The sequence below is a fragment of the Hyphococcus sp. genome (genome assembly GCF_965228385.1).
Taxonomy (GTDB): domain Bacteria; phylum Pseudomonadota; class Alphaproteobacteria; order Caulobacterales; family Parvularculaceae; genus Hyphococcus.
On sequence record NZ_OZ245810.1, the window covers coordinates 2387915 to 2400519 of the forward strand.

A 12605-nucleotide genomic window follows, 5' to 3' on the forward strand; every position below is an offset into this window, starting at 1 on the left:
ACAAACAGGATTGCGCGAATGAAAGCTGTATTTCTTGCAAACGCCGCCGCCGCCATGGCGTCTTTAAAATCGGTGTTGACGGCGCTGATAATTTTTACATGCATTCCGGGCGCGGGCGCTGAGCCTACCCCCGTAAATCAATCAATTGAATGGAACCGGCTCCGCCCACTGGATCATGATCCGCAGCTTGATTCCGGAAAAGCCCTGAAGCGGCCATGCGCGCCAGGTGAAACCGTGATAATGCGCGCGTCAAAAGGTGAAGACAGCGCCAGCAAACTGGGTTTGCGCCAGGGCCAATTCGTTATCTGCACACAAAATACTGACACCGGCGATCTTACTGTCGTCGATGGCGCCGGAAATGAATGGATTGTCGCGCAGGACGACGTCAACGCCACAAGAGGGTTTCCGGCAAACTGGCTTTCGCATGATCGCGATTACCTCATATGGTCTTATAGCCGCGACACCATTATTTTTCGCGAAAGCCTCGGGAATTCCTATGAAGGCAATTTCTTTTACCTGCTGCTCGATATTGACGAAGATGACAACGTCACAGCAGGCTTTCTCATTGACTCCGGAACGGGCTATGCGGATCTGAAACCGTATTTGCTTCCCGTTATTGGCGACAGCCCGCTGACCGTCGTCAGCACCCATAGTCACTGGGATCATTTTGGCGGTCACCGCCATCTTGCGGGCTGGAAAAATGCGACACTGATTGGTTACGCCCCCCGTGAGCGGTATAATCCTTACCCTGAACCTCCCGAGTATGACCTCGACGGCCTGGTAGACTATTTCGATCTAAAAGACTGGCCGCGCGAGACCGCCGACTACCAGCTGGGAACGCGTAAAATTACCATCATCCCGACACCCGGGCACACGCGCGACGCGATCGCTTTTTATGACGCCCGCGAAAGACTTCTCTTTACAAACGACACGCTCTATCCAGGCTTTCTGTTTATTGAAGATTGGGATGCCTATCAGAACAGCATCCATCGTTTGGACCAGTTCCGCAAAACCAATACTGTAAAATGGGTGCTCGGCGGACATGTCGAGATGTCCGCCAAAAAAGAATGGAATGGCATGCATGAAATTTTCTTTTTTGGATCGAATACGCATTTCGCGGAACTGCCGCCAAACATGCCGCCCGACGCGCTGCCGGTTGTTAACGCGCTGATCCATGAACAGATGGGTCAGTCTGAGAATAAGACGCCGCACTACGATGCACGGATTATTGATCGCGAATTTCACGACATCCCGTATGTTCCTGTGCCCTTTCCCGGCATACCGTCATATTACCGTATCAACGCCCAGCGATTAGTGGACACGCTCATTGAACGCCATCGCGCGCATGATTTAAACGACACATCTTTGTCCGAAAAAATCGAAAAAGAATAAGCATGCAAAGAACCGCAGAAGTTTTATTGAAACGCTTCCGGTTCATCCAGCAACTTCAGCACCGTCCTGCGGGCCAGCGCCAAAATTGTAAAGGTCGGACCGGCCGCCCCGCCGCTTGGAAAAAGGCTGCTGCCGGCAACAACGAGATTGGGCGCACTATGCAATCGCCCATAAGAATCGGTCACTGACAAGGCTGGATCGTCCCCCATGATCGTTCCGCCCAAAGCATGCGCAATCGCCGGATTGGACGAAGCCCACGCGTCTTCGGCGCCTGCGGCGCGCATGGCGGCGACGCCTTTTTCTATTGCGTTTCGCCACATCGCGAACGCTTCGTCCGACGCTTTGTAGACCATGCGCGCGACAGGCCGGCCTTGTGCATCTTTTTCACCGGTCAGCTCTATCCGGCTTTCGCGAATAAATTCAGTTTCGCAAATGCCGTTGGCAAGCGCGATATGATGTGTCGCTTTCCGCATAAATGCATCTAACGCCTGACCGAACAATTCAGATTTTGCAATGGCTATACCCATGAAATCGTTCGGCTTGACGGCCGGCCCGATTCCCCAGGCGACAGTGCCAAACGGATTATCTGTATCCGGCGCCCACCGGTCATAACTCATTAATGCGCCCGTACTGAGTCCCATATAGGGCTCGGTCTCTTCTTCAAAGACGCCATGCGTATTCGCGATAAAATGACTGCCGAAATATTTTCCGACAAGATCGTTTTCATTTCCCAGCGCCGAGCCGTTTCGTCCCTGCGAAGATAATAATAAACGAACATTATGAATAGCGCCTGCCGCCAGCACAAAAGTTTGCGCGCCTACGCGATTTAGCCGCCCTTCAGGGTCTGAATAGACCAATGCGTTGACGCGCCCGTCCTGATCCGTTTCAAAATAACGAACATCGCAGTTGGGATGAAACTGAGCGCCTGCTTTTTCCGCTTCAGGCAGGTACGTGACAAGAGGGTTGGCCAGCGAGCCGATGGGGCAACCTGCGTCACACCAGCCGTCATAGATGCAGGGCGGGCGATTCTTATAAAGAACCGACGTCGCCGCGATTGGCGTGGGAAAAACATGATTTCCCAGCTTTTCAAAACCTTTCGCAACAATGCGGCCGCCTGCAAAGGTTTTAAGCGGCGGCATGGGATAATCCGCGCCCGGCCCGCGATGCGCTTCTTGAGAGGCATCGCCGGATATGCCGACTTCCGCCTGGATTTCATCATAATGCAATTGCAGATCATTGTATTCCAACGGCCAGTCCAGCCCCCTTCCGTATAAAGAGGCGTTCTTAAAGTCGCTCTCCATTAAACGCGGCCATTGCGCGTAGTGATGGAGTGCGGCGCCGCCAAAACCCCAGCCCATATTTAAGTTATGACCGAAGCGGGGCGCCCCCTCGCTCTCTACGAATGGTCCCGCCCATTTGAGCCGGCGCGCCCATATTTGCGAACTGGCGAGATCATGTATTGTCCGCGCCGGGCCGGCTTCAAATACGTTAACCTTGTAACCCGACGCGGCAAGCTTGGCTGCGAAATAACATCCGGCGGCGCCGGAACCGATTATTGCAATTTCAGTATTATTACCCTGACCTGACATTATTCCCTATCCGGACACTGAAAACAAAAAAGCGGGCCTAAATTGATTACACCGGATAAGGAACAACCGGAACTTTCACATAAAAAATTTTAAAAAACGCACGAACCTTTGTCAAAAGAAAACAGGCGGAATCAACGAGCATATTCAGGCAATTTTATGAACGATACGCCGTGAAAAATATGGGACGCCGCGCCGCCTCAAGCGCGGTTTTTTGTTGCTCATGATAGTGCAAATTGATATTCTATCGCCTCTCTTAAAAAGGTCTGAACGGCGGACATGCAATCATCAAGACGCGACATACTACGTCAGGGCGGACGCGCCTTGATAGCGGTCGCTGCAGGTGGCTCGTTGCAATATTTAACGCCGCGCGCCGCACGCGCAGCCGGAACGCCGCTCCGTGTTCTGATGAATTCAGATATGGTTGAACTGTTGGATAGCGTTTGCGATACTTTGGCGCCGGGCGCGGGCGAAGCTGGGGTTGCGCATTTTATAGACGATCAACTTGCCAAACCGCATCGCGATTGCCTCCTGATTGTCCGCTATTTAAGCGTGAAGGTTCCTTTTAAAGAGTTTTATATGAGCGCGCTTGGCGCGATCGATCATGTTGCACGCAAAGAGTTTGGCGCGCCGTTCCAACAGCTATCCGATGAGCGGAAGGCCGCGTTCGTCACAAAGCTGAGAGACGGAAATTTTCAGTCCTGGCGGGGGCCTCCATCGCAACGCGTTTATTTTGTCTTGCGTTCGGATGCAGTGGATGTCGTTTACGGCACAGAAGAGGGGTTTGAAAATCTGGGCGTTCCCTATATGCCGCATATTTGGCCGGACGCGAGATGGTAAAACCGCAAACCTGAACGCGATTGTACAGCGCCATCGCCGCGACCAACAATTTTCCAGATAGCAAAGGCGTTTTTGCACACAATTGCGCGTTTACCCGTTCGCAACATGAAATGCCCGGCATTTTACGCTTTGGAGAGAAGCCAGGGCTCGCTTTGCACCCGTAGCATCGCTTCCATTCGGTTGGCGACATTCATTTTCCGGAAAATTGAAGACGCGTGATGTTCGATCGTTTTTTTTGAGCGCGACAGCTTTTCAGCGATTGAAATATTATTCTCTCCGGAGCAAATCAATCGCAACACCTCTTGCTCCTTCGCTGTCAGCCCCAGCGGATGGTGACGCGAAGCTTTATAAGGGCCGCGGCGTTTTGCCGGTAATTTGGATGAGACGCCCTTTTCCGATGCGATTTGCCTGGCTTTTTCCTCAATGGCGCGAGCGCCGATGGCGCGTGCTTCCCTGATAGATTGCGCCAGGTCTTCAGCTTCGGGTTCTGGCGCCGCGACAATGGACAGGATCGCCGCATACATCGCCTCGCGCTTGCGCCATTGAGCCGCGGCCTGTGCGTTGCGTCCGTCAATCTCCAGCGCGTGCGGGGCTGGCGCGCCACTGATGAAATCTTTTGGAACGTCCACACCAAAACGATGCGCCCAGACGGCGGTTTCACCAACGTTCCAGTCATGCATGCCCCTCACCCCAAGATCAAACAGGCGGCGCAACTCTTTGTGTGCAGCGACGGCGTCGTTATTCAGCCACGCGGCTTCAACAAGACATAGCCGAATGGGTACAATGTATTGTGCTTCGTCCGTGGCAGTTGCATCCGCAAGGGCCTGAGCCAGCAGCCGGCCCGCGCCGCTTTCGCCCAATCTGAGTTTCGCCTTGCCAAGCACGGTCAGCGCGGGAAGCTTCATCAAAAGCGTCAATTCGGGCAGTTGCAGAACGCCGTCGGCGATGGTCGCCGCATCGTGCAGGCGGCCCTGCTCCACACGCAACTGCGCCTGGCGGCCAACAAGATAATGCGTCCACGACAAGAGATCGTTACGTGAGTCATAAGCGATTCCCTCCGCCAGAATGTCTTCCGCCAGCGCGAAGTCGCGAAACTCGACGGCGTATTCCGCAAGGTTTGTATACACGCGCGCAGCATGCTCGTGAAATCCTTGCGCGCGAGCAATGCGCAAGCTTTCGCGCATGGCGGCGACGCCTTCGATATTGCCGCGAAATATCTTCGCCGTGCCAATATTGTTCAGCGCGTGAACCTTGGCTTCCGCATTGCCAAATTCGTCAGCGAGCGCCAGAGCCTTTTCGCCCCACGCGACGGCCTCGTCCATCCGGTCGTTCAGCATATGGAGCTGCGAGCGCAGACTGTAGGCCATCGCTCGCTCACTGGAGGGGGCGGCTTTTTCTATAACCCTGACAGCTTCGTCAGCATACCGTTGCGCTTTGGAAGATTCGCCGCGATACCAGTGAAGCCGTGAGAGCCATCTCAGATTCTCGCCGACTTTTTCCGGCCGCTCAAGCGCACGCCACAATGTAAGCGCATGCCTGCGCGCTTCTATGACATCATCGTCGATCCGTTCGGAAAGTCCCGCCTCATACGCCCAGCTTTCATAAAGCGTCGCGGCCAGTTGGGGTTCAGCTTCGTCGATAAATTCCAGCGCAGATTGATAATGCGCGGCGGCCTCACGGTGAGCGCCGACAGATGCCGCCTTTGCCGCCGCCGCCGGCGCCGTCGCCAGAACCCGCCCGGAGTCCAGCGCTGCAGCGGCGTGATGAACGATCTTGTCAATTCCGGGATCAACGCCGGCGTCCTCATAAGCCTCAAGAACATCGCGATGGTAGGTTTTCGCCTCAGTCGCTGTGATGCGCGCAAGCGTAGCAAGCCGCGCGAGTTCGTGTCTGAATTTTAAAGCGCCATTGGCGTTTTGCATCAGAATTTTTCGCCCGACGCAGGCCATGGCGTATGTCTCGCCATCTTCGCCGAACAACGCATAAAGCAATTTAGAATGGACCGCACCCGGAATGACGCTGATCTTTTCGAGAAAGGATTGTTCACTTTCGGAAAGTCGCGAGAGCCGGCTCGAAACTGCATCTCGTATGGAAACGGGAATGTCCTCAACGCCTCCGGCGTGAATGATCTCGGTAACGAAGAACGGGTTGCCGCCGGAAATCTCGAATATCTTATCATTGTCAAGCGCCCCGTCCGTGCAGAGTCTTTCAACCCCTTTCGCTGTTAATGGCGAGAGCTCAATGCGATGGACGCTGCTCTGCGGCAGGGCGCCAAGAACGCGCCGAAGCGGGTGTGTTCCGGCGACCTCATCGCTTCGATAACTGAGCACAAGGAGAATCGGAAAAAACGAAATACGCCGTCCCAGATAGAGAAGAAAATCAAGCGTGGAATGATCCGCCCAGTGGACGTCTTCAATAACGATAACAGTCGGCGCCTCGGCGTTTTCCAACGTTTCCAGAATGGCGCTGAATAATTTTGGCGTTGCATCAGGGTCAAGAAGAAGCGCCTGTACTTTTTCATCAAGCGCGCGCGCAAAGTCATGAACTGGCCCAAGAGGTCTCGGCGTAAAAAGCGCGTCGCAGGCGCCCCAGAGAAATTTGCATTCGCATGCTGCGCGTTCCATGAACGCTTCAAGCAGGCTGGTTTTGCCGATCCCGGCTTCGCCGCTGACAAGAACGACGCCGCCGCGTCCGCGCTCCGCAGCTTGCAACCTGTCGTTTAGTATCAATAGCGATGAATCGCGCTCAACAAGCAAGAAATCCCTCCTGCCGACTGTCTTACGGCGAACATGATCGGAATTTCAAGAAGAGACCCACGAGGAAAGTCAGGGTGCGCGACGCGCAATAGCGCCACGAAAATTCAGGGTGTGTGAAGCCGAAAATTCAGGGTTCGCCCCGACAGAAATCATAGAGCGCCGTCAGTATCATCCGGCGTCGCAGATTGGTGTCCCTGTTAAACATCACAATGGGAGGCAAAAGAAAATGCCGGTTGAGTTGGGCGCCCAACAAGTGATCACAAGAATAGCGTCAGTGTTTGCGGGCGTAGCCTGCGCCGCAACCGCCGGCTGCGCGGCGCAGTCACCATATAAGGCTTATCTTGCGTGCAACGAGCAGATCAAAACGGCGAAAAATGACCGCGAAATGTTCGCCTGCTTCACGAAAGAAAAACGCGAAACAATCCTTGCCGAGCACGCCGGGGACACGCCGGACATCTGGCGCGAACAGTTTCGCAACTGGCGTCCAGCGAATGTCAAACTGTTTCGAGAAATGATCGCCGACGATGGCGATAACGCCGATCTTTATATGTACAGCGGCGTAAACGTCTATCTCGCTAGACATACGGCTAAAATGGAAAAAGTCCGCAATGTGTGGAAAATCACGGACGAAAATACGCTTGGAATGTCGCCGGGATTTAATGACGACCTTCGCGCCCCCGCCGCTGTGGAATTATCCTTTACAGGCGCGATTGAATGGGAAAGCAAGGATGCGCTGACGGTAGGCGCCCCGCGGCGCCCCCGATGTCATCTTCAGATCCGCCATATCTACGATTACACAATCGTCCAAATGCAGGCCGATTGCGACAAGCTTCAATCGCCGGGCGATTATTCAGCAGCGGATATACAACATCCGCAAGCGCAGCGTCCAATTCTCATCCAGGCCCCTGAAGGCGGCGGCCTCGATGAAGTCACGAGCGGAACTTTCACCGTAGAGTCGATTTCAGGCGGGCGTTTCACCGCGTCATTCGCATTCTCCGCCGACGGCGTCAAAGGCCCTTATACGGTACGCGGCCGTTTTGAAAATATTCCGATAACGGGAGAGGCAGAAAATGAGTAATCATCGACGGTATGCATACCTTATTGGCGCCGCTTGTCTTGGCGCGACGGCGCTCGCCCAGTCGCCCGGCGGCGAACTCGTCTATTTGCCAATGAACGGCTCCATTGAAGACACGGCATCCGGATTACCGCCCGTTTACGCTGAAGGTTTTACCGAGACCGAAGGCAAGATCGGGAGCGCTCTTCACTTTGCAGGCGCGGGCAGCGCCGAGTTGCCCGTTGACCTCAACCCCGACGTCATGCCCGCCCAGACCGTATCAATGTGGATAAAGATTGATCCGTTACCGGAAGATGTGGAAGCTATTGGCGACATCAGCTCTAACGGTATTCTTCTGTCAGGCGGCGGCCTTGAAATCAGCGTCGCCGATGCGCGCAAACGGCGCCCCTACATCGCCTCCACCCAATGGACCAGTAAACATCTTGGCATTCGCGATTACTGGATGCATGTCGCCGTCACACGAAAAATCGAAGATCGGGAAACGCCGGACGGGCTGGCGCCGCATACGGTAAAAACCGTATACTTAAACGGCGTTCCCCACGAATATGCGCATCCCGGCAAAACCAGCGGGTCACGCTCGATTTTTATCGGTAACTTAAACAAAAACGCCTGGTCCGCTTATCATGGCGCGATTGATGAGTTGCGGATTTTTCCTCGAATACTGACAAAAGACGAAATTGACCAGCTTCGCACCGCATCGCCCGACGCATCGGTGCAAACAGCGTCTGTCGATCAATCGGTTGCCTTTCCTGGCGATCAATTCGAGGAAGAGCTTACAGAAGAACAATATGAAGAGATGAGCCAGCGCGCCGCAGAGCGCGAAGCCGCCCGCCGCGCCGAGGCGGCAAAAAGCGCCAGTGAAACAAACGAAAACGTCCGTAAGGCAATAGCCGGCGATGTGGATGGCGGCGACCCCATTGGCGATTCTCCAATTGCGCGCAGGGCGCGCGAGGCGGAAACGCAGCGGCGCATTGAAGACGCAGCGGAAAGCGTCAGCTCGAAGACGCCAGGCATTTCAGGTGTCGTTCGCCGGGAAGAGTCGCGAGGGGATATCGACGCCGCTGTCGCGCCGCCAATTTCCGGCGTCGACCGCGCCGCGGCTGACATCGCGCGCAATGACAATGCTGTCGTCAGTTCGAGTACGCCGAACCCGAATGTAGATCCAAATGTGCGCATTGATGAGGAAACGCAAAAAGCGCTTGCCTTCGCCGACTGGCGGATCGCCGGACGGGACCGCATCCCCGACGAAGTTCGCGCCGGGATGACGCCAGGTGCTGAGATGACTCTCAACATTCGGATCAGAAAGAATGATCCGGAGAATAAAATCCCGGATGTGCGATTGGTGTTCAATCCGCGCAAATCCGGTTCGGAGACAATTATCTTGCCGCTCCGGGTGATGACCAGCAAAGTGAAGCCGGAAGCCGCGCGTACGATTCCAGTTACGTTCACCATCCCCAAAGATTTCGATTTTGACGGAGGAAGCAGCGTTCTCTGGAAGCCGCTGGTGCGGCTGGTGCCGCATGAGCGCGGCGTCCATCATCTTGAAGACTCCGATCCGGAAAATCACCGGCTCGAATTGTCGCTTCGGATTCTCAACACCGCTACACAGCAGAATTGTCTGGAAAATGAACGAAATCCGAATGGTTCCGCGACGAAAAAGGATTGTCTCGTTTTACTTTTTAACCGAGCGCCCGAAATTCCGAGTGACGCGGACACGAATATTGAATCGATCGGCAACGGCTTAGTAGCGACAGCGATCACCGGTTCGCGCGGCGATAATGCTGAAACGGTTCTGATCGACAAGTTCAATATTTCCGCTTTCCACACACGTGAGCGGAAAGACAAACCCTGCGCCTTTGACTACGGCGCAGGCCGGGTCGGTCCTTGCAAGCATAACGGAAATAAAACGCCTAAGAATCTTTTTACAGTTTCGGCGCCTACGCTTGTGGAAATCGTCGAAGGCGCTGTTACAGGCCTTCAACTGTGCCATAGGCGAGCGAACGACCGCGTCAAGGGCGCTCGCCTGTTCTGGCGCGGGCGTAATCCCGATGGATCTTTGTCAGTTGAAGAGAGAATGGAAAGAACGTTCGAACGGCCGAATTGCAACGAATGGAAGCGTGTCGCCGCATGTCCGATAGACCGTGAGGCCGTAGGCTTGCGGGTTCACTGGAGAGATGGATCTGGCCTGGCGCCGATGGCTTATCTTGTTGGTGCTCAACTTGTTTGCGGCCCTCTGAAATAATCGAAACATGAAAAAATCTACGCGTAAAGCGAAGTATAAAATGAAACTTAGTGGCAACATTATTGAGCGTAGCGGCGGATTGGCGTCCATGTCTCGCGCCGCAATGAAAATCGCCTCATTATATATCGGCGTTTTATTTCTTGCAGCCTGTTCGCAAGGAGCACAAAACGATACGCATACGGCGGACAAGACCGAAGATTTTCCGGCGGCGCGCGCGCCTTCTACGCCGGCGGAAAAAAAGGATATAGCGGAGAAGGCGCGTAAAGAAGAACGCGCCGTTGTGACGATCGGGGACCAATCATTTCAACTGGATCGCATATTCTGTATTCCGGGCATGGCGCAGACTATTATCATTTCGGATTCACAGCGGCGCAGCGGATATCCGGAAGTCAAACTCGTTGATTTTGGCGACAACGCGCCGGGTCTTCCGCTCGATCAGGCGTCATTCGATTTCCGCGACGGCGATCAACGGACACTTTGGCAACTGGAAGCCGGCGACGTCGTCAAAACCGGCGACCGGGTCCGCGCGTCGGGAACGTTGCACGGGGGTAATATGATTGAGCGCGCTGACGGCAATGAGAAATCGGCGCCGCTTGGAGAAAACAATATTCTGGACTTTTCTGTGGAGGCGGCATGTTGAACATGGCTATCAAAATTGGAAAAACTTTGCCGCTGCTGTTTTCGGCAGCCATTTTCGCTGCGTGTGGAAACGCGCAAACTGCGCATGAAAACAATACGGGCGAAACAGAAATTGCGGCGCAATCGGATACGACGACTGACGATGCCCCCCAACCGGCTGCCATGGATAACTCCGGCAAGGGCGCGGCGATCCTTGCCATGTGCGACGATCAAGGCGAGCCGGGGCCGGTTTGCAGCTGCGGCGTTGCTGAACTTCGTAAAGAGATTGGCGATGACGATTTCATCGTTTTCAACCGCATCGTCGCCGAATATCGCGCAGGCCAGGCGCGCGGCGAGATGGACGGCGCCGCCTGGCAAAACGCGGTGAGCGCAGAAGCCACCCGCGCTGATCGCACTCAAGACGATATGACAGCCGCCGTTTACAAACTGGGAGAGAGCTTCCAAAAAGCGGTCGCCGCATGTGGCGGAAAGACACAATAAGTCTCATCGAAGAAAAATGTTTGGCGCTTGATCAGGAGAGTAAAATGAAAAGTATTGGAAACTCTTTGGCCGGAACTTTCCTGATCGCAGCCGCAGCGTTAACTTCCATCGCCTGCAATTCGGAGAACGAGGAAGGTGGCGAAACGGCGGAAGCGCCGTCGATGCAACAGTCCGAACGCAGCGCCGCCAGCAATAATACCGCCGCTACTGAGAACGAGACCGCTGCTCAAGACAAGAAAACTGTCCGCATCGACTATAGTGGCCAGCTTTATGAACTGATAGTGTATCCGATGTGCCTCGTTAGCAGCGAGGAAAACTATGTCATCAACGCGATGACCCCGCTCGAAGATGAGCCCGACACGCCCGATGAAACGACGCCCTCAGTGAGTATTCGAACCGATCCGACTGCGACGAAAATTGAATTCTGGATCAATAAAGACGCGCCGCAACCAGCGGTGAATCTGCTGCTGGAAAATGATGAGCGGTTGAGCCTCATCGACGGCGTCGTGAGCTATGCGGGAAGCGCCGGCGACGGCTCAGGAAAGTTGATTTCCATCAAGGCGAAGTGTTGAGCGACAGCAAACGCCAATTTTGAGCGTCCCGCGGCCTTGTAACTGCCTGTCCGGGTGCGGCGCTCTTCCCTAAGTCTCTATAATTGCGTTTAGCGCTTTTCCTAGGAGCGCTTGATCGATTTTGACTATCTAGTTGTCGCCTTACGAATGAGCATGCCTCTACGGAAGCGAACGCCCGACGATCTCCCCTATTCCTCAATTTGTCTTGTTACGGGAACAACAGTTCCTGAATTTTGTTTCGCAAAGGGAAGTTATGCGCCGCCAACCCATCAATCGACCCTGATAGGAGCACGAGCAATGCCTGCTAAATCAAAAGCGCAACAACAGGCCGCTGGCGCAGCGCTTTCCGCCAAGCGCGGCGAAACGAAAACTAACGCTCTGCTAGGCGCATCAACAGAGATGTATGAGACGATGCCGGAAAAAGAACTTGAAGCGCTGGCGTCAACTGACCGCGGGGATTTGCCGGAGAAAAAACTGCAACAGGATTAAAAGGACCCTTTTTGATGGTTGAGGCCGCCGCCTTTGCGTTTGAAACGTCGACGCCCATTCTTGCGATATCAGCGCGCATGCTGGCGGCGTGCTTATTCGGATTTGTGATCGGCCTCGACCGGGAATATCGCGGCCGGCCCGCTGGTTTGCGAACGAATATGTTGACCGCTCTCGCTGCATGCGCTTTTGCTATCATAGCCATCGAGATGATTGCCGATCTGGGCGGCGACGATGACAGGACCCAGCTTGATCCGATACGTGTTGTTGAAGCCGTAACGGCGGGCGTCGCTTTCTTGGCCGCAGGCGCCATTATTCAATCTCGCGGTGATGTAAAAGGGCTGACAACCGGAGCCGGTATGTGGCTCGCCGGCGCCGTTGGCCTGGCGTGCGGCGCCGGTTACCTTGCTGTTGGATTTTTGGCGACCGCGTTCGCGGTGCTGATTTTGGCGCCGATGCATATCATTGAGCGCTGGTTGCCTGCAAAAGCCGATAAACTGAAAAATGAGCGCGAAGAGTGAATGCCGGGGAAAAACG

Annotated in this window: 11 protein-coding genes; 9 read left to right on the forward strand and 2 right to left on the reverse strand. The window is 54.7% G+C overall.

Annotated elements, in window-relative coordinates; all coding sequences use genetic code 11:
* Nucleotides 1-18: 18 nt before the first annotated feature.
* Nucleotides 19-1392 carry an MBL fold metallo-hydrolase gene (locus tag ACQK2Q_RS11165; RefSeq protein ID WP_425409822.1) on the forward strand — a complete coding sequence of 458 codons (1374 nt, stop codon included), beginning with the start codon at nucleotides 19-21 and terminating at the stop codon, nucleotides 1390-1392.
* Nucleotides 1393-1415: 23 nt separating this feature from the next.
* Here the strand turns inward: ACQK2Q_RS11165 and ACQK2Q_RS11170 are convergent, their stop codons facing one another.
* The gene (locus ACQK2Q_RS11170) at nucleotides 1416-2981 is read right to left on the reverse strand and encodes a GMC oxidoreductase (protein WP_425409823.1); all 1566 of its coding nucleotides are present in this window, start codon (nucleotides 2979-2981) and stop codon (nucleotides 1416-1418) included.
* A gap of 417 nt (nucleotides 2982-3398) precedes the next feature.
* On the opposite strand from ACQK2Q_RS11170, the gene ACQK2Q_RS11175 reads away from it, so the two are divergent.
* Nucleotides 3399-3818: a gluconate 2-dehydrogenase subunit 3 family protein gene (locus tag ACQK2Q_RS11175; RefSeq protein WP_425409824.1), complete on the forward strand. Its 420-nt coding sequence runs from the start codon at nucleotides 3399-3401 to the stop codon at nucleotides 3816-3818.
* Nucleotides 3819-3940: 122 nt separating this feature from the next.
* Here ACQK2Q_RS11175 and ACQK2Q_RS11180 read toward each other — a convergent pair whose 3' ends face one another.
* Nucleotides 3941-6574: a helix-turn-helix transcriptional regulator gene (locus ACQK2Q_RS11180; protein WP_425409825.1), complete on the reverse strand. Its 2634-nt coding sequence runs from the start codon at nucleotides 6572-6574 to the stop codon at nucleotides 3941-3943.
* A 226-nt stretch (nucleotides 6575-6800) separates the two neighbouring features.
* Here ACQK2Q_RS11180 and ACQK2Q_RS11185 point away from each other — a divergent pair, with 226 nt between their 5' ends.
* From ACQK2Q_RS11185 to ACQK2Q_RS11215, 7 genes are all read left to right on the forward strand, one after another.
* Entirely contained in the window at nucleotides 6801-7652 is an 852-nt protein-coding gene (locus ACQK2Q_RS11185; RefSeq protein WP_425409826.1) for a hypothetical protein, read from the forward strand.
* Complete coding sequence (locus ACQK2Q_RS11190) at nucleotides 7645-9891, forward strand: LamG domain-containing protein (protein WP_425409827.1); 2247 nt, start codon at nucleotides 7645-7647, stop codon at nucleotides 9889-9891. Before ACQK2Q_RS11185 ends, ACQK2Q_RS11190 begins: the two co-directional genes overlap by 8 nt.
* A 40-nt stretch (nucleotides 9892-9931) precedes the next feature.
* Complete coding sequence (locus ACQK2Q_RS11195) at nucleotides 9932-10531, forward strand: hypothetical protein (protein ID WP_425409828.1); 600 nt, start codon at nucleotides 9932-9934, stop codon at nucleotides 10529-10531.
* 2 nt (nucleotides 10532-10533) lie between these two features.
* Nucleotides 10534-11010 carry a hypothetical protein gene (locus ACQK2Q_RS11200; RefSeq protein ID WP_425409829.1) on the forward strand — a complete coding sequence of 159 codons (477 nt, stop codon included), beginning with the start codon at nucleotides 10534-10536 and terminating at the stop codon, nucleotides 11008-11010.
* Between the two features lie 44 nt (nucleotides 11011-11054).
* Complete coding sequence (locus tag ACQK2Q_RS11205; protein WP_425409830.1) at nucleotides 11055-11582, forward strand: hypothetical protein; 528 nt, start codon at nucleotides 11055-11057, stop codon at nucleotides 11580-11582.
* A gap of 297 nt (nucleotides 11583-11879) precedes the next feature.
* A complete protein-coding gene (locus ACQK2Q_RS11210) occupies nucleotides 11880-12071 on the forward strand; it encodes a DUF3008 family protein (RefSeq protein ID WP_425411151.1) in 192 nt (63 codons plus the stop codon).
* A 14-nt stretch (nucleotides 12072-12085) separates the two neighbouring features.
* Nucleotides 12086-12589: an MgtC/SapB family protein gene (locus ACQK2Q_RS11215; RefSeq protein ID WP_425409831.1), complete on the forward strand. Its 504-nt coding sequence runs from the start codon at nucleotides 12086-12088 to the stop codon at nucleotides 12587-12589.
* Nucleotides 12590-12605 lie beyond the last annotated feature (16 nt).